We start from the raw sequence: 21,477 nt of genomic DNA, 5'->3' as shown, positions 1-21,477 counted from the left end.
CGGAGGACGGCGCGACCGGGTCACCCGCCGGGTACCACCTCGACGGAGCCGATGTATTCCTGGGTCTCCTCGGCCGGGAGACGGACGGCCTGGGCCCAGAAGTAGATCACCAGACTGAAGGCGGCGATGAGGACGATGTCCCACCACAGCGGTAGCGCGTCGGTCGCACCGCAGGAAGCGGACGATGCCGGGCCCGTGCTGCAGAAACCGCCCTGCCAGGAGATCAGACCCATGCCCACGAGGTAGACCGGCAGCCACTGCGCGGACCGCCAGTCCATGTGCGGAACCCTCGGGTTGAGCTTGAGCAGGGCTGAGCCGCCCAGCAGCAGATAGCCGAGCACGATGGCCACACCGAGCCGCCACAAGGTGTCCCAGCCCGCCCAGTAGATGATCAGATTCGAGACGATGAAGGCCACGGGCGCCCAGAACATGCCCCCGCGCAGCCGGTACGGACGAGGCCGGTCCGGGTCCTGTTTGCGCAGGCACCCGAAGGCCAGCGGCGCCCCCGCGTACATCAGCACACTCGCGGACGTGACGAAGCCGACCAGCTTCTGCCACGTGGGGAACGGCAGGAACACGATGAGCCCGATCACGAAGGCGAAAAGCAGGCTGAACCACGGGACCCCGCGCTTGGTGGTGCGCTCGAAGACCACCGGGACGTAGCCGTTGCGGGACAGCCCGTAGGAGACCCGTGAGGTGGCCGTGGTGTAGATCAGGCCCGTGCCGGACGGTGACACGACCGCGTCGATGTACAGCAGCGTGGCGAGCCAGCCGAGTCCGACGGACGTGGCGAGCCCGGCGAACGGGCCCGCCTTTCCACTGAAGGTGAGGTCGGCCCAGCCATGGGCGAACGCGCTGTGCGGCAGGGCGGCGATGAAGACGACCTGAAGTGCCACGTAGACGAGGACGCCGATGAGAATCGAACCGATGACCGCCCGCGGGATGTCCCTGGCGGGATCGCGGCTCTCGCCCGCCAGCTGATCCGCCTGCTCGAAGCCGAGCAGCGCGAAGATGATGCCGCTGGTGCTGATGGCGGAGAGCACGCCCTTGGCGCCGAAGGGGGCGAAGCCCTGGTAGCCGAAGTTGGCGCCGTGGAATGTGGTGGCGGCCAGAACGACGATGGTGAAGACGGGGACGGCCACCTTCCACCACGTCGCCACGCTGTTGGTGTGGGCGAGCCATTTGATGCCGAAGAAGTTGACGACGACGAAGAACGCCATGAATGCGACGGCCAGCCCGTATCCCGCGGGTGTCAGATGATTCTTGGCGGTCTGCACCCAGGGGGCGTGGACGCTGAGATAGTTCAGCGACGCCATGACCTCGATCGGCGCCACGGTGACGGCCTGGAGCCACGAGAACCACCCGAAGGACGCACCGGCGGCGCTGCCGAACGCGTAGTGCGGGAAGCGGGCGGTACCGCCCGCGACCGGGTACATGGCTCCCAGCTCGGCGTGGACGAAGGCCAGCACGATGATGGCGAGCGCCCCGATTCCCCAGGAGATGAGTGCCGCCGTGCCGGCTGCCTGTGCGGCGAACAGTGCGCCGAACAGCCAGCCGGACCCGATGATGGACCCCTCCGAGGCCCAGATGAGACCGATCAGCCCGATGTCCCGCCTGAGGCCCGGGTTCGTGGGCGCCGTGGGCGCGACCGGCCTGGACATCCGCATGGTGCATGCACCCCTTGCTCCGGCGGGGATGAGGCGTGGGGGTGTAGATGTGCCTCTGGGGACCTCAACAAGATGCCCCGATCCCGGTGAATCGTTCCCGGTGCACGCGGAAGTTGCGCCACTCGGCCCTGTAGTCCTGGTTCGCCTTGTAGTCCTGGTTCGGACACCAGGGAGCAAGTAACCCGCCGGTAGGAATTCCGGCCGTCGGCCGTGGCGGACGAGGAACGGCTGACGGAGTGGCTGTCGACGGAGGTCTGCCCGGTTGAGCTGGTGGAGGGCCGGCAGCGGGAGGCGCTTGTGATGCAGTGCTGGACCACCTCCCCGTGGTCGTGCCACGTCCCCGCCGGGCCGCGGACCGACGTAGCGCGGACCACGCGGCCGACGCTGTGACTCCGGTGTTCAGGTACCGGTCCGGCGGCAGAACTGCGCCTGAAGAAGATCGGTGAAGATACCGATGGGGTCGTCCCAACCGCCATCGCTCCAGTCGCCGTTGACGTTGGTGGTGACCAACTGTTCGCCACCGGGGGCGCCGTAGGCGTAGGACCACGATCCGAAGAGCGCACCCCCCATGCCCCAGACCGTATTCCCGCACGGCAGTCCGACTGAGGAAACGCCGAGGCCGTAGGCGGCGTTGGAAATCCAGTCGCGGGTGGGCACGGTGGTGAACATGGCGTGTTGCTGGTCCGGCGGCAGCATCCGGCCCTCCAGCAGGGCACCGAAGAACCGGTTGAGGTCCCCGGCGGTGGAGATCATGCCGCCGGCCGCCCAGAACATGGATGAATCGAGCTCGGTCGCGTCGTGGACCGGCGCGCCGGGGTCGGTCCGGAACAGCTTCGTGTAGTGCCGGGAGTGCGGTCCGTGGATCGTCGGGTCGCTGCCGTGCGGCAGGTACGTGCCAGTCAGGCCGAGGGGGCGGGAGATCCGTTCTGTGATCTCCTCGGCAAGGACGCGGCCGGTGGCCCGTTCGATGATCATGCCTGCGAGAACGTAGTTGGTGTTGGAGTACGCCCAGCCCGAACCCGGTGTGAAAGCGGGTGGATGGGAAACGGCGATCCGTGCCAGTGACTCGGGGGTGTGTGTCTCGTAACGGTTCAGCGCCTCCTGGTCATCGGTGTAGTTGAAGATCCCGCTGGTGTGGTTGAGCAGCATTCTGATGGTCACTCCGGCACCGTCGTGGTGGTGGCCGTGGACCACGCCGGGCAGCCACTGCTCCACGGTGTCATCCAGGCTCAGCCTGCCTTCGGCCGCCAGCTGCAGCACGACGGTGGCCACGAACGTCTTGCTGATGCTGCCGATGCGGAACCGGTCGTGCTGTGCTCGCTTGCGGCCGGTTCGGGTGTCGGCCACTCCTGCGGTCCCGAACCACTGCCGGTCGCCGTCGCGGACCTCAGCAAGAATGCCCGGCAGGCCGCCTTGAGTCACGGCCTGCTGGAGCAGGCGCCGGATCGCCGCGTAGTCGTGGGCCCTTGAGGCCGGTGCGGACTCGGATACGGCGCCCGCAGCCTCGGCTGGTTCGGCGCCAGGTCGGCCGCTGGCCGTATGAGCGGTGTGTTGATGCATGTGGTTCTCCTTGTCCTGTGCGATCCGCGGATGGCCGCCAGGCTCCTCTCCACAGCGTGATTCCGTGGCCCACCGGCTCTCGCCAGGGGCTTGGGCCCCAGCGGCAGCATGCGATCCATCGCGCACGCCTGCAGGACCTGCTGCACATCCCAGCCAGGGCACCGCCGTGGGGTGAATCGGCCGCGTCAGCTGTTTCCGGGGTCACTGATCCTTGCTGTTGAGCGTCTGCCGTACGCGGTCCGCCAGTTCGGCCTGATCGATACCGGCCAGGGCGAGAGCGCGCGGCACGGTGCCGATTCGAGCCTGCAGGATCCCGAGCAGCAGATGCGCTGACCGCAGGTCCTTCTTGCGGGCGGAGGCGAAGCTCCGCTCCAGTGCGAGTCTGGCGGACGCACCCATCTTGGGCTGTTGGGAAGCGTGGCTCGGCCTGGGAAGGTCATAGGTGGCCGGAGACACTCCGATCAAGCTCAGGCTGTGCTCGAACTCTCGGTCCAGTGCCTCTCGGACAGCAGCGCGATCGAGACCGGCCGAGGCCAGGACCTGCTGTGCGGTAGATCCCTGATCGGCGGCGATCGACAACAGGAGATGGTGCGCGCCGATCGTCGCGGACCCGTCCTCGTGGGCTTCGTGCATCGCCCGCACGATGAGCGCGTGCAGGTACTTGTCAAGCGCGCTCATCGCCGCGCCTCCTCAGCTTGACTCCGGCGGCGATGAGCCGCTTGGCGTGCTTCTTGTGGACGGCTTGGCGGGTGACACCGAGTGCCTCGGAGACCTGTGGCCAGCTCCAGCCCGCTCGCATGGCCTGCTCGACAGCGGCGTCCTCCAGCTGATCGGCAAGGCGCCGCAACGCCACGACAGCCGCCAGGGCGTCGGCGGGCTCTTGAGGAAGAGGATTCTTGGCGGCGGACATGTAAGCAACTGTAGTTGACTAATGGAGATAGTCAACCCGAGTTGCTCATGGCTGGGACGGGGCGGGGTGATGCGTCGGGACTCTGCGGATCGGGTGTCGTGTTCGTCCGCGACGCGTCGAATCCGGCCGTGGCGGGGTGTCCCACCGGCCGATCCGTGACAGAGTTCCGGCCCGTTCCGGTCCATCCGGGCCGGAATGTATCCGTCCGCGCCTCTGGCCCGGATCACTGGGAAACCAGGAACGAGCGCGCCCGGCAACGGCTTTCCGACGAGCGTCGGAGTACCGGTGGGCGGTGAGCCGTCAGCTCGGGACGACAGCGTCCACGGACACCCGAGGCACCGGACCGACCGTGGTCGTGGGGCGGGCGGCGTCCCGCCCGCCCCACAGCTCAGCTGCTCAGCTCGAACTCGGCCCGGATGCGTTTGCCCACCGGTACGCGCTCGGCGGTCAGCCGGTCGCACAGGGCCACGACGATCTCCATGCCGTGGCCGCCGGGGCGTGTGGGATCGGGCGAGTAGAACAGCGGCAGGGCCGTGCTGCTGTCGTACACCGTCACGCTGACGCGCTCCGCGGTGCCCTCCAGCTCCAGCAGATACGGGCCCTGACTGTAGCGGTCGGCATTGGTGACCAGCTCGCTCACGGCCAGCATCAGATCGCTGCGGGTGTGTTCGCCGAACACCGCGAGCCATTCGGCGGCCAGCCGGACCAGAAAGCGATCGGCCAGCTCCCGGGCCTGCGCGATGCAGCCGGGCTCGCCGTCGAACACCTCGGCGCTGTGCAGAACCTCCGTGGGCCGGTCCGGGGAGGGGCGACCGGCCGGCCGGGAGGTGACCTGTTCGTTCATGTGCTCCAGCCAGGGCGACGCAGGGGTGTTCGATGACAGCTTCTCGCCGTTCGCCTACCCGCGACGAACGGTCCCACTCCGGGGAGAACCCGGCAGATCTCAGCCATGGCCGGGCCTTGTGGCGGAAGGATCCACGACGAGCGGGCGCGCCCTCGGGTGCGCCGGCGCGGAGGGGGCGACGGGAAGGGTGAAGTGGATGCAGGTGCCTTCGGCGGTCTCCGGGTCCAGCCGGATCCGGCCGCCGTGGAACTCCACGATCTTCCGGCACAGAGCCAGACCGATGCCCGTCCCCTCGTACTCGTCCCTGCTGTGCAGTCGCTGGAAGACGACGAAGACGTCCTGCGCGGACTCCGGTGCGATCCCGATGCCGTTGTCCGTCACCCGGAAGTGCCAGTCGTCGCCCTCCCGCGCGCAGCCGACCGTGATCCGGCACGGCACCTCGGGGCGGCGGAACTTCACCGCGTTGCCGATCAGGTTCTGCCAGACCATGGCGAGCGCCGTCGCGTCCCCGGTCACTTCGGGCAGCCGACCCTCCCGTACGACCGTCGCACCGGACTCCTCGACGACCAGCGCGAGATTGGCCAGCGCGCGGTCGAGGGTCCGGTCGAGGCCGACCGGCTTCCACTTGTCGTGCACCCGGCCGGTACGGGAGAAGGTGAGCAGGTCGTCGATCAGCACCTGCATCCGCCCGGCGCCGTCGACCGCGTAGTCGATGTACTGCCGCCCCCGGTCGTCGAGCTCCGGGCCGTACCGTTTCTCCAGGAGCCGACAGAACGAGGCGACCTTGCGCAGCGGTTCCTGCAGATCGTGCGAGGCCACATAGGCGAACTGCTCCAGCTCTCCATTGGACCGGCGCAGTTCCCGAGTCTGGTCCGCCAGCAGCGTCTCGCGCTCCCGGGACTCGGCCAGCTCCTCGACGATACGACGGCGCATGTCCTCCACGGCCGCCGCCACCGCCCGCACATCGGACGGGCCGTCGACCTCGATCCGCTTGTGGAACGCCCCCGAGCTGACCGTCTCGGAGGCAGCGGTCAGCCGGCTCAGCGGCCGGCCCACCATCCGGTTCAGCAGCAGACTCAGTGAGAGGACCGCGAGCAGAAAGCCCAGGACCAACGAGATCAGCACCTGGTCGCGGGTGGTGCGGGCCGTGCTCAGATCGGCGCGGGTCCGGTCGCGCGCCACGTCGAGGTGTGCCTGCTGGGTGGCGTACAGCCGCCGCAGGGTGTCGAATTCGCGGTTGCTCCGCCGGATCGGGGCGGAGGACTCGGACGCGGGGCCGTCCCGCCGCACCGCGGCGACCAGCGGCTCGGCGTGCAGGCTGCGCCACTCCCGCGCGGCCGCGGCGATCCGGTCGAGATCGCGGGCGAAGGGCTGCTCGTTCCCGACGAGCGCGCGGACTCTGGCCAGCCGCAGCTTCTCGTCCCGCATCCCCGCCTCGTACGGCCGAAGGAACGTCGCATCACCGGTGAGCGCGTATCCGCGGACCCCGGTCTCCTGGTCCAGCAGGGCGTTCTGCAGTTGGAAGGACGACGAGCGCGCCGGCTGGATCCGGTCCACCAGTTCGGTGGTGCGGTCGGATATCCGGGCGAGCACCAGGCCACCGACGGTCAGTTCGGCACAGACGACCAGCACGAAGACGGCGAGGATCAGATGGATCCAGTTCTGGACCGACAGGCGGGAGGCCGGGCGGCGGCGGGGGGCCGGCGGTGCGTCCCGGCCGCTCACCGCGGCTCCTCCCGCCCCCAGCCCAGGTGGAGCACGGCCACGTCGTCGGCGAGGCCGCCGTACGGGGACGCGGCCACGGCGGCCTCGTCGACCAGGGTGTCCACGAAGGCGCGGGCCGCCAGTGACCCGTGTCGGCGGGCCATGGCGAGCAGCCCGTCCTCGCCGAGCCGGGTTCTCGGCCCCGTACGCCCTTCGAAGAGACCGTCCGTGAAGAGGACGATCCGGCCGTCCCCTGGCAGCGACAGCTCCGAGACGCTCCAGTGCCCCGTCCCCGGCAGCAGTCCCAGCGCCATGCCCGGCTCGGGCTCGATCCAGCTCACCCTGGCACCGTCGCGCAGCAGCAGCCCGGGATGACCGGCCCGCACCACCCGCACCCGGCGTCGGTCCGCTGTGAAAACCAGTGAGGTGACGGTGGCGAAGACATGCGGGTCGGAGCGTTCGGCGACGAGGATCTCCTCCAGCAGCCGGACCTGTTCGGCCTGACCGGTGGCGCACAGCACCGCCGTGCGCCACGCCACCCGCAGACAGACGCCGAGCGCCGCCTCGGCCGCCCCGTGCCCCGACACATCGCCGATCACCGCGTGCACCGTGCCGTCGGACGCCTGCACCACGTCGTAGAAGTCACCGCTGAGCAGGGCCTGCGCCCGGCCCGGTGCGTACCGCGCCACTGCTTCGAAGGAGTCGTCGTGCAGCAGGGGCACGGGCAGCAGACCGCGTTCCAGACGGGCGTTCTCCTGCGCCATGAGCCGGTTGGCACGCAACGCGGCGGCGGCCCGCTCGACCTGCTTGCGCTGGAGGGCATAGCGGACCGAGCGCCCCAGCGCCTCCGGATCGAGCCGGCCCTTGACGAGATAGTCCTGGGCACCGGTCGCCACGGCCGACAGGCCCGTATCGGCCTCGGACCTGCCGGTCAGCACGACGATGGCCGCGTCGGGCGCCGACTCCACGATCCGGGTGACGGCGTCCAGGCCGTACCCGTCGGACAGGTGGAGATCGAGCAGGACACAGCACGGGGTCCGGCAGCCGGCCAGGAACCGGCGCGCCTCCGTCAGCGTCCTGCACCAGGTCAACGCCGAGTCGAGCTCACTGTCCGCGAGCATCTCCTCGACGAGGAGCGCGTCACCGGCGTCGTCCTCGACCAGCAGGATCACGGCATCGACGTCCCAGACGGAACCGCTGCCGGCCGACGGGTGCCCGTTCTGCACGGGGACGGCGGCCGGGCGCACGGGCTGTGCCGGGGACCCGCCCACGGGGAGTTCGGCCACTGTCCACCCCCTGTGTACGGACGGTTCGGCCCGGCTGCGGCCGTATCGCAGGGAAGCATATGTGACCGAACCGTGGAGGAGCCCCCGGGACGGAGCGGCTCGGCCCGCTCGAAGTCACGCGATGACGCGCCCGGCGAACCACGGGGCACCTCACGGGACACGTCACACGAACGGAGCAGCATCCGGTGCATGGCAGACTTGACCGGGGCGTTCGGCCCGACAGGACCCGGTACGGCGGTCGGCGCCACGAGGGACGAGTGACAGAGGAACGGCAATGACGGTGACAGAGGACAGCCCGGAGCTCGCTCCCGGTACTGAGGAGTTCGGTCCCGGTATCGACCCGGAGCGGCTGGCCGTCTGCCTGAGCGTGCTCGACGAACTCGACACCATCGAGGTCGACCACCCCGACGCCATCGCCGTGCGCCGTGCCACGGCCGGGATCTACCGGACCGTGAAGCAGCGCCGCCGTCAGGAGCGCCGCGCCGCCAAGACCGCGCACGACAAGGCCGTCACCGAGGCCACCGCGACCGGCTCGGCCGACCGCATCGACGACGAGACACAGGGGATCCTGCCGTCGTCCTCGGCCCGTGCCGAGATCGCGGGCGTCCTGCAGCGCCCGCGGTCCTGCTACATCTGCAAGACCCGGTACGTCGAGGTGGACGCGTTCTACCACCAGCTCTGTCAGCAGTGCGCCAAGGAGAACCGGGCGCGCCGCGACGCGCGGACCGACCTCACCGGCCGCCGCGCGCTCCTCACCGGCGGTCGCGCGAAGATCGGCATGTACATCGCGCTGCGGCTGCTGCGCGACGGTGCGCACACCACCATCACCACGCGTTTCCCCAACGACGCGATCCGCCGCTTCAAGGCGATGCCGGACAGCGACGAGTGGATCCACCGGCTGAAGATCGTCGGCATCGATCTGCGCGACCCGGCCCAGGTCGTCGCGCTCGCGGACTCGGTCGCCGCCGAGGGCCCGCTGGACATTCTGATCAACAACGCGGCGCAGACGGTGCGCCGCTCCGCCAACGCGTACAGCGAACTGGTCCACGCGGAGTCCGCTCCTCTTCCGGCGGGTGAACTGCCCGCCGCCGAGGTCATCGGCACCTTCGGCAGTGGCAGCGTCGACCGGGTCGCGGCGCTTCCGGCTGCCCGCAAGGAAGGCCTGAGCGCGCAGGACGTGACCGAGCTCGCCCTGGTCACCGGGTCGGCCTCCCTGGAGCGGATCGCCGCCGGAACGGCGATCGACGCGGGCGGTCTCGTGCCCGATCTGCATGACACCAACAGCTGGATCCAGACGGTCGACGAGGTCGAGCCGATCGAACTGCTGGAAGTCCAGCTCTGCAATTCCACCGCCCCGTTCATCCTGATCAGCCGGCTCCGCCCGGCGATGGCGGCGACCGCCGCCAAGCGCGCCTACGTGGTCAACGTCTCGGCGATGGAAGGCGTGTTCGGTCGCGGCTACAAGGGCGCGGGCCATCCGCACACCAACATGGCCAAGGCCGCGCTGAACATGCTCACCCGCACCAGCGCCCAGGAGATGTTCCAGAGGGACGGCATCCTGATGACCGCGGTCGACACCGGCTGGATCACCGACGAGCGCCCGCACCCCGACAAGATCCGCCTCGCCGAGGAGGGCTTCCACGCCCCGCTCGACCTGGTCGACGGCGCCGCCCGGGTCTACGACCCGATCGTGCGCGGCGAGGGGGGCGAGGACCTGTACGGCTGCTTCCTCAAGGACTACGCGCCCGCCAACTGGTAGGGAACGGGTGGCGCGGCGCGTGCGCGGCGCCATGGACCCGGTCGGGAACCGCTCCTGGCCGGGTCCTTTCCGTATCCGGTGGCTGAAAGTGACCTAGAGCACGCATTCCATCGAGCGGGAGCGCGCTCATTTGGTTACTCTGATGTGAACGGACGTCATCGAGGAGTCCACGAACCCTCCCCGACCGTCCTGGGACAGACTTTCAACCAAGTCGCCGTCCCGCCCCGTACCCGGCGCCACCGCGACCGTACTGTTCCTTCCTCCACCCCTCGCGGGTGATCGACTCCTGGTATTGAGGCCGGGTGTCGGCGACGCCGGGGGCCACGCGACACAAAGGAGTGCGCGGTGACGACACCAGAACTGACGAAGCACGAGAAGCCTTCGGCCGAACGATACGGAGAACGGGCCCGCAGGCCCGAGAAGCTCCGCAATATCGAGGTCTGGGCCAGGTCCGCGCCGATCCGGCTGGCCGGCTACGAGGACGACCTCGCCGAGCCGCACATCCTGCCCGGCATCGACTGACCGCTTCGCGTCCGACCGCTTCACCCCCGAGCTCCGGCCCGCATCCCGCAAGGGGCGGGCCGGAGCTCGGCCCGGCTGGCAGACCGGCCTCTTCGCCACGCTCGGCACGATGCTCTCCACGGCGACCGCCTACGCGCTGGGTGTCGCCTCACCTGGCTCATCGTGAAGGTGGTCGACTCGACCGTCGGCTTCCGCGCTGTGGACGAGTACGAGCGCGTGCGGGCTCGGAGGTGGAGCGCGCGTAGGACTTCCGGACCGCCGAGCGTCTCGGTGCCCTGGTCTCGGGCAAGGCCGTGACCAGCGACGACGAGCTCGTCAGGCAGATCACCAAGCTGCTGCGGGCCCGGGAGGAATCGAGATAGGGGACCTGGCCGTGGCCAGGCGTGGATCATTCGGCCCCAACGGTGAATCCGCTCAGTCATCGGATGGTTGTGGGGTACGGGTTTCGTTCTGTCTGGAAGATTGCATTGACAGGTTCGCTTCGCGCTCCAATCATCGGACGTCATGACCGAACTTCCCAGACGCCATGTACTCGGAATGACGGCAGGGGCGGCAGTCGGCGCCGCCCTGCTCACCCCCGCCACCGCCGATGCGGCCCCGCGAACCGGAGCCGCCCGTACGCCCGCAGCGGCCGGTGCCCACGACGGCGACTGGGGCACCGTCCCCGCAGCCGTTCCCGTGCCCCTCGACCGGTGGTTCGACAACGACGGCATCGACACCGCCGATGCCCGCGGCGGCAACTTCGACGGCTCCGGCTACACCTTCCCCGGCGAGGAACTCCCCGCCGGAGAACGGAACATCGACGGCACCGCGTTTCTCTTCCCCGGTTCCGGAGCGGGTGTCAGGAACAACATCGTCGCCCTCGGACAGCGCATCGACCTCCCGCCGGGCCGCTATCTCTCCGGCCTCTTCCTCACCGCGTGCAGCTACGGCGCCGCATCCGGCAAGGCCACGGTCCACTACGCCGACGGCACCACCTCGGCCCCGGTCCTCGGCGGCCCCGACTGGTACTCGGGGAGCGGCGCCGTCACCGCCGCGTACCGCTACACGGCCGACGGCGCCAAGGACGGGCACCAGGTGTCCATCGCCGTCAGCGAGATCGCGCTCGACCCGGCCAGGGAAGCCGTCGCGCTCACCCTGCCCACCACCCAGCCCGCCGAGGCCGGCAAGCCGTCCCTGCACATCTTCGCGCTCTCCCTCCAACCAGCCTCCCAGGGGCGGGCGTTGACCCTGCGCGACGCCCGCTCCACCACTTCGTTGCTGGACTCCGGCGCCCAGAGCGTCGAGGCCACCGTCGTCAACGCGGGCACGGTCGGCATCCTCGCCGCGGACGGCCTCACGCTCGCCGTGGACGTGCCGGGAGCCCGTACCGTCGCGCCCGCCCGTATCACCCGGCTCGCCCCCGGCGACCAGGCCCGCGTCCGCATCGGTATCCGCAACAGGCCCGGCACCGCACCGGGCACCGCCCGGGACGGCAACGTTGTCGCCCACGGTCGCGGACAGCAGGCCGCCACCGTCCGCCGTTCGCTCACCCTCGGCGTCCCCGACTACGCCCCGACGGACGAATCCCTCTCCACCCATCAGGCGCCGTACTGGTTCCAGGCGGCCAAGTTCGGGATCTTCATCCACTGGGGGGTCTACTCGGTACCCGCCTGGGCCCCGGTCGGCACACAGTACGCCGAGTGGTACTGGAACCAGATGCAGGACCCCAACAACCCCACTTACGCCCACCATCGCGACACCTACGGCGAGTCCTTCGCCTACGACGACTTCATCCCGCGGTTCCGCGCCGAGCGCTTCGACCCGCGCTCCTGGGTGGAACTGTTCCGGGACGCGGGTGCGCAGTACCACGTACTCACCTCGAAGCACCACGAGGGCTTCGCGCTCTGGGACACCAAGCTCTCCGACCGCAACGCCGTCAGGATGGGGCCGAAGCGAGACCTCGTGAAGGAACTCTTCGACGCCTCGCGTCGCTACACCCCCGAACTCCACCCGGGGCTGTACTTCTCGATGCCCGAGTGGTTCAACCCCGACCATCCCTGGATGGGCCACGCCCCGCGCAATCCGTACACCCTGGAGCCCGTCCCCTACACCGGGTACACGGCCGGCAAGGACTACGTCACCCAGTTCCAGGGCCCGCAGATGCTGGAGCTGATCCACCGGTACGGCCCCGAGATCCTCTGGTGCGACATCGGCGGCGACAACGACAGCCACCGCGTGCTCGCCGAGTACTTCAACCATGCCAAGAACCGGGCCCGCCCGATCGAGGTCACCGTCAACAACCGCTCAGGGATCGGGCCGCACGACTTCACGACGCCCGAGTACACGACGTACGACCAGATCGTCCCCGCCAAGTGGGAATCGAGCCGCGGCCTCGACCCGTACAGCTACGGCTACAACGCCCAAACGCCGGACGAGAAGTACATGACGGCGGAGGAGATCGTGCACTCGCTCGTCGACATCGTCTCCAAGAACGGCAACTTCCTGCTCGACATCGGGCCGAGGGCCGACGGCACGATCCCCGACATCATGCAGCGCAGGCTGCGCGAGACGGGGGAGTGGCTGAGGACCAACGGGGAGGCGATCTACGACACCACGTACTGGGCACGGATGCCGCAGCTCGGTGAGGACCTGCGGTTCACCGTGCGGCCCGACAAGGCCTTCTACATCCACTCCCTGGCCCGGCCCGGCTCCACCCTGACCGTCGAGGCGCCGGTGCCGATCCGCAGCGGTGACCGGGTCACCCTGCTCGGTCACGACCGGCCGCTCGGCTGGCGCACCACGGGCGGCTCGCTGGTGATCGACGTACCGGCGGCGGCCCGCAGGAGCGGAGAGCACGCCTGGGTGTTCAAGATCGCCTGGTCGGGCTGAGCCAGGCCGGACCGAGTGAGACGGGAGGCATGAAGCCCCGTACGTAGGTGCGGTGCCACCAGCGTCCGGTGGCCCGCAGTTCGCGCCAGGTCGTGAACTGATAGCGGTACACCCTGGCGCGGACATGCGTGGGCGGGGCGTCCGGGAACGGGTTGTGACGCAGCAGCCGCAGCGTGTCCCGGTCGTTCTCCAGCAGCCGTTCCACGAACTGTCCGAACCAGGGGCCCGCGTACGCGGGGGAGAGCGCCGCGAACCACATCAGCCAGTCGAGCCGCAGATGGTACGGGGCGAACTGGCGGGGCAGCCGGCGCGGATCGCCCGGCTTGCCGCGGAACCCGTACTCCTGCCAGACCGTGCCCTCGTGGAGCACCGGGTCGTCCGTGCCCTCGACCGCGACCTCCAGCCGGACCCGGCTGATGCTGCCGAACGCGCCGTAGGTATTGACCAGGTGCAGCGGGTCGAACGAGCGGTTCATCACCTGGCGGCGGGAGACCAGATTGCGCGCCGGGCGGTAGCTGAGGAACACCACCAGCACGGTGACGGCGATGACGACGATCTCGTACCAGAGGGGCGGCGCGGACTGCGTCGGCGGTTCGGTGAACAGGGACCAGTCGACGGCGGACAGCGCGAGGGTGATCGTCACCCAGTTCAGCCAGGCGAAGTTCCCCGACAGAACCAGCCACAGCTGGGTGACGATCATCAGCCCCGCGGCCGCGCTCGCGACCGGCTGCGGGGTGAAAAGGAGCACCGGCACCAGGAGTTGGGTGACGTGGTTGGCCGCCACCTCGACCCGGTGGACGGGCTTCGGCAACCGGTGGAAGAACCAGCTCAGCGGACCCGGCATCGGCTGGGTCTCGTGGTGGTAGTACAGACACGTCAGCTTGCGCCAGCACTCGTCGCCGCGGATCTTGATCATCCCGGCGCCGAACTCCACCCGGAACAGCACCCAGCGCAACAGCCACAGCACCAGCACCGGCGGAGCCGTGTGCGCGTTGCCGAGGAACACGGCGAGGAAACCGGTCTCCAGCAGCAACGACTCCCAGCCGAAGCTGTACCAGGTCTGCCCGACCTGGACGATCGAGAGATAGAGCGCCCAGGGCAGCGCCCAGAGCAGCATCGCCGCCCAGAGCGGAACATACGAGTCCACCCCCGCGAGCAGGGCGACGGCGAGCGCGCAGCCGGTCCAGGAGATGAACGCGAAGAACCGGTCGGAGTAGTGGAGCCGGAAGAGGCCGGGCGCGCTGCGCCAGTCCGTGCGCCGCAGGAAGTCGGGCACGGGCAGCATGCCGCGTTCACCGATCAGCGCCCGGAACTGGAGCACGGCGGTGAGGAAGGCGAAGAGATAGACGCCGGCGAGAGCCCGCTGGAAGATCAGCCGGCTGAGCCAGTACCCGTCTGCGGTGAACCACTCCATCGCTTCCAGTATCGGCCCGGGTGCCCGGCTCAGCCCCTCAGGCCGACGCGTTCCGCCCTTCGGTGACGATCCGGCGCAGCGTGGCGCCGAGGCGCCGGGCGTACCACCGCTGCATCACCGGTACGACGGGCCCCGCGAGCCGGCTGTACCAGGCGGCCGGGCGGCTGAACGCCATGACGGTGAACCACACCGTCCCGTCGTCGGCCAGCTCCACCACGAAGGACTCCTCGCCACGTTCCGGGTGCCCCGGGAGTGTTCCGTAGCCGAATCCGATGCGATCGCTCTCGTACGCCGCCCAGACGACCAGGCAGGGTGCGGTGAACCGGAACGGGCCGACGCCGAGCGACACCCGGACTCGGACCCCGGCCCCGGCGCGGGCCGCCGACGCGCGGACCCGGGCCCCGCTGCTGCGATGCATGCGCCAGTCGGTGACCGCCGTGCCCGCCGCCACCAGGTCGGCCCGGCCGCGTCCGACCCGGGTCCGGTGGTGGAGGTGGTGGTAGCCGTCGGGGAGCGGGCCCAGACGGGTGGCTCCGACCTCGGAGTAGGAGAGGGCGCTCATACGGTCCTGCCTTCATGATCGGTGGGGTGCTGGAGCCTCTGCCAGGCGAGCACCGAGCACAGTGCGAAGCCCAGAGCGTTGCCGAGACCGTGGGTGGCGGCCATCCAGGTCGGTGTGGGGTGCGGGAGCCCGGTGGCCTCGCCGAGTGCCCAGCTCAGTGCGAGCACCATGGTGACCGCGAGCACGGCGGACGAGGTGGCGAGCAGCAGTCGGGTGATCCGGTCCCGTTGCCGGCCGCGGACCGCTCGCCAGGTCAGGAGGGCGACGGCCCACATGCCCGCTGTCAGGACCACCGTCCCGGCCAGCTCGGCCCAGTCGCCGATGAAGTAGCCGGTCAGGACGAGCAGGGTGCCCAGCGGCACGCTCAGCGCGGCGAACCTGCCTGCGGCGCTGTCGGCGGCCCGGCAGACGAGTCCCGCGATGAGGGCTGCGGCGAATCCGGCGAAGTGGAAGTGCGGCACGGTGAGCGCGAGGATGCCGAGCCCGAAACCGAAGAGTGTGTGCCCCGAGCGTTCGGCGACCAGCGCGGTGGCGGCGATCGAGGGGGTGACGAGTGCGGTGAGCAGCGCGATCTCGGCGGGGGCCACGGCGGACGCATCGCGGGCGGCGCGACTGCGGATCAGCCGCACAGGGGCGTGCAGGGCCAGAAGTACGGCCCCGAGCGCATAACACGCCGCCAGAGCGGTGGCCGGCGCGCCGCGCGGCAGCCAGAGAGCGACGGCGCCGGGCACGGCGAAGAGCGGCCACAGACGGCGCATCCGGTCCAGCTCGGGCGCTCCGGCCAGCCGCAGCCCCGTGGGCACCACCACGAGCATGCCCAGCATCACGATCAGATCGACCAGTACAGACATCGAGCCCCCCAGACTTGAACGCGTTCAAGTGTGTCCGGCGACGACTCTACGACCTCTCTTGAACACGTTCAAGAGAAGGGTGGGGGAGGCGATTGCGGCGTAGTCGGCAGGATGTCCCGCATGGGGATCACTCCGGGCACGGCGTCGGCCTCGTCGTGACCGGCGACCACCGCTCCCGGGTCAGGGCCGGAAAGACCTCATAGGACGCCCCGGCGCCACTCCCGTATCAGCAGATAGCCGAGGTACACGCCTCCGACGGCCATGGTGTAGATGCCGACGGGCAGGCTGTCGAACAAAGGCAGTTGCTGGGCGCAGAGATCCGCGAGGACCAGCAGCAGCGCGCCGGTCAGCGCGGAGAGCACCAGGTGCGGGCCGGATACCCGGGTGATCCGCTTGGCGATCTGCGGGGCCGTCAGAGAGACGAACGCGATGGGCCCGGCCACGCTGACGGCGCCCGCCGAGAGCACGATCGCGAGGACGACGGCGATCGTCTTCGTGCTGCGGGGCCCGGAGCCCAGCGCCCCCGCGATGTCGTCGCCCATCTCCCCGATGTCCAGCCGCCGCGCGACGAGCGCGGTGAGCGGGGCCACCACCAGCAGCACGAGCCAGATCGTGGTGGCGTCCTCCCAGGAACGCGCCGACAGACTCCCGTTGACATAGGCGGTGAGGACGGTCGCCCGGTCCCGTTCCATGGCGTAGACGACGTACTGCGTGATCGCCGTGCCGATCGCGGCCACACCGATCCCCGCGACGACGAGCCGGGCGGGGTTGCGGAATCCGGTGCCGGTCGACACGTGGACCAGTGCCATGGCGAGGACGGCGCCGAGCAGCGCGCCGAGCGCCACCGGCACGCTGTCCGGGAACATCAGCGCGACGATCGCGGCGCCCGCCCCGGCGCCGGAGGCCAGGCCGATCACATCGGGGCTGCCGAGCGGATTGCGGGTGACGGACTGGAACAGCGCCCCGGAGAGGCCGAGCGCCCCACCGGTGCCCAGGGCGACCACCAGGCGCGGGCCGCGCAGACGTTCCAGGACGAACGCGTTCTTGCCCGCGGCCCCGCCGGTCAGCGCCCCGGCGAGATCGGCGAGCGGAACGCCGAGCCTGCCGAGCGAGAGTGTGGCGACGGCGGCCACCGCGAGCAGCACGAACAGCAGGAGGGCCGTCAGCACCGACACCCGGCGCACCGGCAGCGCGACGGTCCGGCCGATTCTCAGAACCCCCCTGGGAGAGGAGGTGCGGAATCCGGTCTGATGCGACGTCATGCGTTGCCCCTCATTCTGCGTACGGCGACCAGCAGCGCGGGCGCGCCGATGAACGCGGTCACGACACCGACCATCAACTCCTGTGGGCGCATGACCACACGGCCCACGACATCCGCGAGGAGCAGCAGCGCGGGGCCGACCAGCGCCGAGAGCAGGATCTGCATCCGGAATTCGACACCGACCAGGGCCCGCACCACATGCGGAACGGCCAGGCCGACAAAGGCGATCGGACCGACCGCCGCCGTCGCCGCGGCGCTCAGCAGCGTGGCCGAGAGCAGCCCGCCCGCCCGCACGAGGGCCGGACGCGCCCCGAGGGACGCGGCGGTCGAGTCGCCGAGTGCGAGCACGTTGAGGCCGGGCCCCAGCAGAGCGGCTGTCAGCAGACCGGCCACCGCGAACGGCAGGACCGACCAGAAGACGTCGAAGTCCCGGCCGCCGAGGGCGCCGACGACCCAGTACCGGTAGCTGTCGAAGACCTTGGGCCGGCTCAGCGTCACGGCCTGGATGTACGCCATCAGCACGGCGGAGAGCACCGCACCGGCCAGCACGAGCCGCACCAGTCCCGCGCCCGATCCCGCCGATCCGATCGCATGGACGAGCAGACCGGCGATCAGCGCACCGGGCAGCGCCCACCACATGGTGTCCGTACTGCCCGACGCCCCGAGGAAGGCCGTCGCGGTGACGATGCTCGCGGAGGCGCCCGCGTTGATCCCGAGGAGGCCGGGATCGGCCAGCGGATTGCGGGTCACCCCCTGCATGAGCGTGCCCGCGACGGCCAGGCAGAGGCCGGCGAGCACACCGAGCGCGGTCCTCGGACACCGGCTCTCGACGATGGCGGTGACATTCGGGTCGGCGGTGCCGGACAGCACGTTCAGCACTTCACTGAACGAGGTGGTCCGGCTGCCGAACATGACGCTCGCGAAGACGGCGAGCACGAGCACGACGAGTGCGACGACGACGCAATACACCCGCCGAGCGGTGCCGGCCCGTGAAGTGCCGGCACCGCTCGGCGGCGCGTGTGTGGTGGCGGCCATGTGGTGGCGGTCAGCCCCGGCCGCCGTCGGCGGCCTTGACCGCCTGGTCGATCAGCGGCAGGTATCGGTCGATCACCCACGGCACGGTGAGCGGGTTGATGATCGAGGAGGCGGTGACGAAGGAGTTGTCCTTGCTGGAGACCACGGCGCCGCTCTTGACTGCGGGGATCGCCGCGTACAGCGGTTGTGCCTCGATCTCCTTACGGGTCTTGTCATCGGTGTAGAAAGTGAAGACCAGTTGGCTGCCCTTCAGCTTCTCGGCGTTCTCCAGACCGATGAGCGCCGAGTCGGTGCCCTTGGTCTCCTTGAAGGAGTTCACCACCGGGTCGACGGTGAGGCCGAGCGAGGAGACCATCTTGACGCGCTGCTCCTCGGGCTTGAACACGCCGAGGGTGCCGGGGCCGGAGGTGTAGATGTAGGAGAACTTGTACTTCTTGTAGTTCGGCCGGGTCGCCGCCGCGTCGGACAGCTGCTTCTCGATCTGCGAGATGAGGGTCTTCGCCTTGTCCGGCTGCCCCAGCGCCTTGGCGATGATCTCGATCTGCTGGTCCCAGTCCGTGCTCCACGCCAGATCGGGGTAGGCCACGGTGGGGGCTATGTCCTTGAGGATGTCGTACTGCTTCTGCGTGATCCCGGACCACGGCGCGAGGATGACGTCCGGCGCCAGCTCGGTGATGGCCTCGAAGTCGATGTCCTCGCCGCCCTTGAACTGGATCGGCAGCTTCTCGCCCTTCTTCTCCACCGCCTCGTGGATCCAGGGCAGATAGCCCGTCTTGTCGCTACCCCATTCATAGCTCTCGATGCCCACCGGAGTGTGGCCCAGCGCGATGGCGGTCTCCGCCGAGCCCTGGCCGAGCGTGACGATCCGTTCGGGCTGCTTCTTGATCTCCGCTGTGCCGAGGGCGCTCTTGATGGAGACGGGGAACGCTCCGCTGCTCTTCCCGGATGCGCCGGAGGTCTCCTTGCCGTCGTCGCCCGACGAACAGCCACCGAGGACGAGAACGAAGGCTGCGGCGGCGGCAGTTGCGGCGAGCGTCCGGCGACGCACGCGGGTGAACCGGGACATGGGTGTTCCTCAGGGGTTGATGGACGGAGCAGTCGGATCCCGCGCGGAGTGCGAAGGTTTAGGTAAGCCTAAGCTAAGTCGACTTCCGCTCACAATCGGCCTCCGGTTCCCGGCTCCCGGTGGTGCTTGTCAGGATCATGACACGGCGATATCAACCAGCTGTCCGCCTCACAGGCCAACCTCATCCGCATCATCGACGGTGTGCTCGCGCGGATGCCCTCGAACTTCGGTCTGACGATGGCCCCGGAGACGGCTTACGTCCCCGGCGGGAGCATCACCGCCCGGCGCCGGAGGCGGCCACATGGCGACCGGTCAGGTGGCGCAGGCGTGGAACCACTACGGCAGCAGCCTCAAGGGACTGATGACCTGGTCGCTCAACTGGGACGGGTCGAAGGGATGGACGTTCGGGGACAACGTCAAGGCACTGCAGGGACGTTGAGCGGTCATGGGCAGGGCGGCTCCGCCGAGGTGGACGGAGCCGCCCTCCCGGGCCGGCCGCGGTGACGGTCGGCCGGGTCATCGGCCCGTGCGGTCAGTGGCGGGGCTCGGAGGCGTCCAGCATGGCCTCGCGCTCCACGACCTTGATCCTCTCGCGCCCCTGCTCCGCTCCCAGGGCCTGCTCGTGCGCGTCCAGGCGGTGCCAGCCCTCGCGAGTGGTGTATCGGACGCCGCGCTGCTCCAGGAAAGCGGTGATGGCTTCCGGCTCGGGGCTGTCGGGTGCGGGCAGCCGGCCCGAGGCGTGGTCGTCCAGGAGGCAGGCGACCGTCTCGTTCGCGTCACCCTTGGTGTGTCCGATCAGGCCGACCGGGCCGCGCTTGATCCACCCCGTGACGTACACCGACGGCATGGGCCCCCCGCCGTCGACGACCCGGCCCGCGGCGTGCGGGACGGTGCCGGAGGCCACGTCGAACGGGAGCTTCGGGAGCTCCTGCGAGTAGTAGCCGACCGCCCGGTAGACGCTCTGCACGTCCCAGTCGGTGAAGCGCCCGGTTCCGTTGACGTTCCCGGTGCCGTCCAGTTCGGTCCGCTCGGTGCGCAGACCGGCGACCCGGCCGTCCTCGCCGAGGATCTCGACCGGGGACTCGAAGAAGTGCAGGAACAGCTTGTGCGGCCGGTCGCCGACATCGCGGATGGCCCAGTTCTCCAGCGTGGAGGCGACCATGTTGGCCTGCTTGTTGCCGCGCCGGGTCTCGATCGATCCCGCGTCGTACTCGATGTCCTCGGGGTTGACGACGACCTCGATGTTCGGTGAGTGGTCCAGCTCCCGCAGCTCCATCGGGCTGAACTTGGCCTGCGCGGGACCGCGACGCCCGAAGACGTGCACCTCCAGGGCCTTGTTGGCCTTGAGCCCCTCGTAGACGTTGGCGGGTATCTCGGTCGGCAGCAGTTCGTCAGCTGTCTTGGCGAGCATGCGTGCCACGTCCAGGGCCACATTGCCCACACCGAGCACGGCGACCTTCTCCGCCTCCAGCGGCCAGGTGCGCGCCACGTCGGGGTGCCCGTCGTACCAGGAGACGAAGTCGGCCGCGCCGTGGGAGCCGGCCAGGGAGCTGCCGGGGATGTCGAGCGCGCGGTCCGCGTCCGCGCCGGTGGAGAAGATCACCGCGTCGTAGAAGGACCGCAGGTCGTCGAGGCCGATGTCGCCGGGGTAGTCGACGTTGCCGAACAGCCGCAGCTGCGGCTTGTCGAGCACCTGGTGGAGCGCCTGGACGATGCCCTTGATCCGAGGGTGGTCGGGGGCCACTCCGTAACGGATCAGGCCGAAGGGGGCGGGCATCCGCTCGAACAGGTCGATCGAAACACCCGGGTCCTGTGCGGCCTCGGATTTCAGCAGCGCGTCCGCTGCGTAGATACCGGCGGGGCCGGCTCCGACTATGGCGACGCGGACGGGGCGGGTCATGGGGTGCAGGTCCTTAGAACGGGCTGACGCGGGCAGTGCGGCGCAGGGCAGAAGCAACGACCTCGTCGTAAGGATGGGCTTACGTGCTCCACGGGACACGGTAGCCGCTGCTGACCTGCGGCCTTTCGGCGGGCGCTGGTTCCCGGCGCACCGCTGGGCTGCCGCGCGGTGCCCGGCAGGCGTCCGGCGTCCGCCCGGACGAGCGGCACGGGATCCCCTCCGGGGGCCTCGGGTTCGCTCGAAGAATCAGACAAATGATGGCAGA

General features: G+C 69.7%; 17 protein-coding genes and 2 pseudogenes. 5 read left to right on the top strand and 14 right to left on the bottom strand.

The genetic code is table 11. The features are described 5' to 3' along the window. Positions 1 to 20: 20 nt before the first annotated feature. From ACF1B9_RS16080 to ACF1B9_RS16050, 7 genes are all read right to left on the bottom strand, one after another. Positions 21 to 1,667, bottom strand: a complete 1,647-nt coding sequence (locus tag ACF1B9_RS16080; protein WP_391743643.1) for an APC family permease — start codon at positions 1,665 to 1,667, stop codon at positions 21 to 23. A gap of 399 nt (positions 1,668 to 2,066) precedes the next feature. After that, positions 2,067 to 3,227: a serine hydrolase domain-containing protein gene (locus tag ACF1B9_RS16075; protein ID WP_391743645.1), complete on the bottom strand. Its 1,161-nt coding sequence runs from the start codon at positions 3,225 to 3,227 to the stop codon at positions 2,067 to 2,069. Between the two features lie 201 nt (positions 3,228 to 3,428). Then, entirely contained in the window at positions 3,429 to 3,905 is a 477-nt protein-coding gene (locus tag ACF1B9_RS16070; RefSeq protein WP_391743647.1) for a Clp protease N-terminal domain-containing protein, read from the bottom strand. After that, positions 3,892 to 4,137, bottom strand: coding sequence for a hypothetical protein (locus ACF1B9_RS16065; protein ID WP_391743648.1), 246 nt, complete (start codon positions 4,135 to 4,137; stop codon positions 3,892 to 3,894). Before ACF1B9_RS16065 ends, ACF1B9_RS16070 begins: the two co-directional genes overlap by 14 nt. A 388-nt stretch (positions 4,138 to 4,525) precedes the next feature. Continuing rightward, complete coding sequence (locus ACF1B9_RS16060) at positions 4,526 to 4,981, bottom strand: ATP-binding protein (RefSeq protein ID WP_391743650.1); 456 nt, start codon at positions 4,979 to 4,981, stop codon at positions 4,526 to 4,528. Between the two features lie 99 nt (positions 4,982 to 5,080). Then, complete coding sequence (locus ACF1B9_RS16055; RefSeq protein ID WP_391743651.1) at positions 5,081 to 6,706, bottom strand: ATP-binding protein; 1,626 nt, start codon at positions 6,704 to 6,706, stop codon at positions 5,081 to 5,083. Next, on the bottom strand, positions 6,703 to 7,971 hold the full coding sequence (locus ACF1B9_RS16050; protein ID WP_391743653.1) for a PP2C family protein-serine/threonine phosphatase: 1,269 nt from the start codon (positions 7,969 to 7,971) through the stop codon (positions 6,703 to 6,705). The genes ACF1B9_RS16055 and ACF1B9_RS16050 overlap by 4 nt, the downstream gene beginning before the upstream one ends. A 274-nt stretch (positions 7,972 to 8,245) precedes the next feature. Between ACF1B9_RS16050 and ACF1B9_RS16045 the strand changes: the two genes are divergently transcribed. The 4 genes and pseudogenes from ACF1B9_RS16045 (at position 8,246) to ACF1B9_RS16030 (ending at position 13,123) form a co-directional block, all read left to right on the top strand. After that, positions 8,246 to 9,730: an SDR family NAD(P)-dependent oxidoreductase gene (locus ACF1B9_RS16045; RefSeq protein ID WP_391743655.1), complete on the top strand. Its 1,485-nt coding sequence runs from the start codon at positions 8,246 to 8,248 to the stop codon at positions 9,728 to 9,730. Between the two features lie 345 nt (positions 9,731 to 10,075). Further along, positions 10,076 to 10,252: a hypothetical protein gene (locus tag ACF1B9_RS16040; protein ID WP_351081417.1), complete on the top strand. Its 177-nt coding sequence runs from the start codon at positions 10,076 to 10,078 to the stop codon at positions 10,250 to 10,252. A gap of 147 nt (positions 10,253 to 10,399) precedes the next feature. Next, a pseudogene (locus ACF1B9_RS16035) lies at positions 10,400 to 10,614 on the top strand (ammonia channel protein); the annotation flags it as partial. 142 nt (positions 10,615 to 10,756) lie between these two features. Then, positions 10,757 to 13,123 (top strand): alpha-L-fucosidase, encoded by a 2,367-nt coding sequence (locus tag ACF1B9_RS16030; RefSeq protein WP_391743656.1) that lies wholly within the window; start codon positions 10,757 to 10,759, stop codon positions 13,121 to 13,123. Here ACF1B9_RS16030 and ACF1B9_RS16025 read toward each other — a convergent pair. The 6 genes from ACF1B9_RS16025 to ACF1B9_RS16000 form a co-directional block, all read right to left on the bottom strand. After that, positions 13,101 to 14,537 (bottom strand): lipase maturation factor family protein, encoded by a 1,437-nt coding sequence (locus ACF1B9_RS16025; RefSeq protein WP_391743658.1) that lies wholly within the window; start codon positions 14,535 to 14,537, stop codon positions 13,101 to 13,103. The two genes, ACF1B9_RS16030 and ACF1B9_RS16025, sit on opposite strands and share 23 nt — an antisense overlap. Before the next feature lie 37 nt (positions 14,538 to 14,574). Next, positions 14,575 to 15,099, bottom strand: a complete 525-nt coding sequence (locus tag ACF1B9_RS16020; RefSeq protein WP_391743660.1) for a DUF1990 family protein — start codon at positions 15,097 to 15,099, stop codon at positions 14,575 to 14,577. Continuing rightward, positions 15,096 to 15,950: a YndJ family protein gene (locus tag ACF1B9_RS16015; protein ID WP_391743662.1), complete on the bottom strand. Its 855-nt coding sequence runs from the start codon at positions 15,948 to 15,950 to the stop codon at positions 15,096 to 15,098. Before ACF1B9_RS16015 ends, ACF1B9_RS16020 begins: the two co-directional genes overlap by 4 nt. A 197-nt stretch (positions 15,951 to 16,147) precedes the next feature. Then, positions 16,148 to 17,212 carry a FecCD family ABC transporter permease gene (locus ACF1B9_RS16010; RefSeq protein ID WP_391743663.1) on the bottom strand — a complete coding sequence of 355 codons (1,065 nt, stop codon included), beginning with the start codon at positions 17,210 to 17,212 and terminating at the stop codon, positions 16,148 to 16,150. Further along, on the bottom strand, positions 17,209 to 18,246 hold the full coding sequence (locus ACF1B9_RS16005; protein ID WP_391743664.1) for a FecCD family ABC transporter permease: 1,038 nt from the start codon (positions 18,244 to 18,246) through the stop codon (positions 17,209 to 17,211). Before ACF1B9_RS16005 ends, ACF1B9_RS16010 begins: the two co-directional genes overlap by 4 nt. Positions 18,247 to 18,256: 10 nt before the next feature. Continuing rightward, entirely contained in the window at positions 18,257 to 19,312 is a 1,056-nt protein-coding gene (locus ACF1B9_RS16000) for an iron-siderophore ABC transporter substrate-binding protein (protein WP_391743665.1), read from the bottom strand. Between the two features lie 144 nt (positions 19,313 to 19,456). On the opposite strand from ACF1B9_RS16000, the pseudogene ACF1B9_RS15995 reads away from it, so the two are divergent. After that, positions 19,457 to 19,751: pseudogene (locus ACF1B9_RS15995) on the top strand (hypothetical protein); the annotation flags it as partial. A 93-nt stretch (positions 19,752 to 19,844) separates the two neighbouring features. Here the strand turns inward: ACF1B9_RS15995 and ACF1B9_RS15990 are convergent. Then, positions 19,845 to 21,212, bottom strand: coding sequence for an FAD-dependent oxidoreductase (locus ACF1B9_RS15990; protein ID WP_391743667.1), 1,368 nt, complete (start codon positions 21,210 to 21,212; stop codon positions 19,845 to 19,847). Positions 21,213 to 21,477 lie beyond the last annotated feature (265 nt).

This window comes from Streptomyces sp. NPDC014727, assembly GCF_043083485.1.
Taxonomy (GTDB): Bacteria; Actinomycetota; Actinomycetes; order Streptomycetales; family Streptomycetaceae; genus Streptomyces.
Note: the sequence above shows the minus strand (reverse complement) of the source record. Positions and strands in the feature narration are given on the sequence as shown.

Coding starts and splice junctions, on each gene's coding strand:
- ACF1B9_RS16080 (WP_391743643.1), bottom strand. CDS start 1,667: ATGCGGATGTCCAGGCCGGTCGCGCCCACGGCGCCCACGAACCCGGGC.
- ACF1B9_RS16075 (WP_391743645.1), bottom strand. CDS start 3,227: ATGCATCAACACACCGCTCATACGGCCAGCGGCCGACCTGGCGCCGAA.
- ACF1B9_RS16070 (WP_391743647.1), bottom strand. CDS start 3,905: ATGAGCGCGCTTGACAAGTACCTGCACGCGCTCATCGTGCGGGCGATG.
- ACF1B9_RS16065 (WP_391743648.1), bottom strand. CDS start 4,137: ATGTCCGCCGCCAAGAATCCTCTTCCTCAAGAGCCCGCCGACGCCCTG.
- ACF1B9_RS16060 (WP_391743650.1), bottom strand. CDS start 4,981: ATGAACGAACAGGTCACCTCCCGGCCGGCCGGTCGCCCCTCCCCGGAC.
- ACF1B9_RS16045 (WP_391743655.1), top strand. CDS start 8,246: ATGACGGTGACAGAGGACAGCCCGGAGCTCGCTCCCGGTACTGAGGAG.
- ACF1B9_RS16030 (WP_391743656.1), top strand. CDS start 10,757: ATGACCGAACTTCCCAGACGCCATGTACTCGGAATGACGGCAGGGGCG.
- ACF1B9_RS16025 (WP_391743658.1), bottom strand. CDS start 14,537: ATGGAGTGGTTCACCGCAGACGGGTACTGGCTCAGCCGGCTGATCTTC.
- ACF1B9_RS16020 (WP_391743660.1), bottom strand. CDS start 15,099: ATGAGCGCCCTCTCCTACTCCGAGGTCGGAGCCACCCGTCTGGGCCCG.
- ACF1B9_RS16015 (WP_391743662.1), bottom strand. CDS start 15,950: ATGTCTGTACTGGTCGATCTGATCGTGATGCTGGGCATGCTCGTGGTG.
- ACF1B9_RS16010 (WP_391743663.1), bottom strand. CDS start 17,212: ATGACGTCGCATCAGACCGGATTCCGCACCTCCTCTCCCAGGGGGGTT.
- ACF1B9_RS16005 (WP_391743664.1), bottom strand. CDS start 18,246: ATGGCCGCCACCACACACGCGCCGCCGAGCGGTGCCGGCACTTCACGG.
- ACF1B9_RS16000 (WP_391743665.1), bottom strand. CDS start 19,312: ATGTCCCGGTTCACCCGCGTGCGTCGCCGGACGCTCGCCGCAACTGCC.
- ACF1B9_RS15990 (WP_391743667.1), bottom strand. CDS start 21,212: ATGACCCGCCCCGTCCGCGTCGCCATAGTCGGAGCCGGCCCCGCCGGT.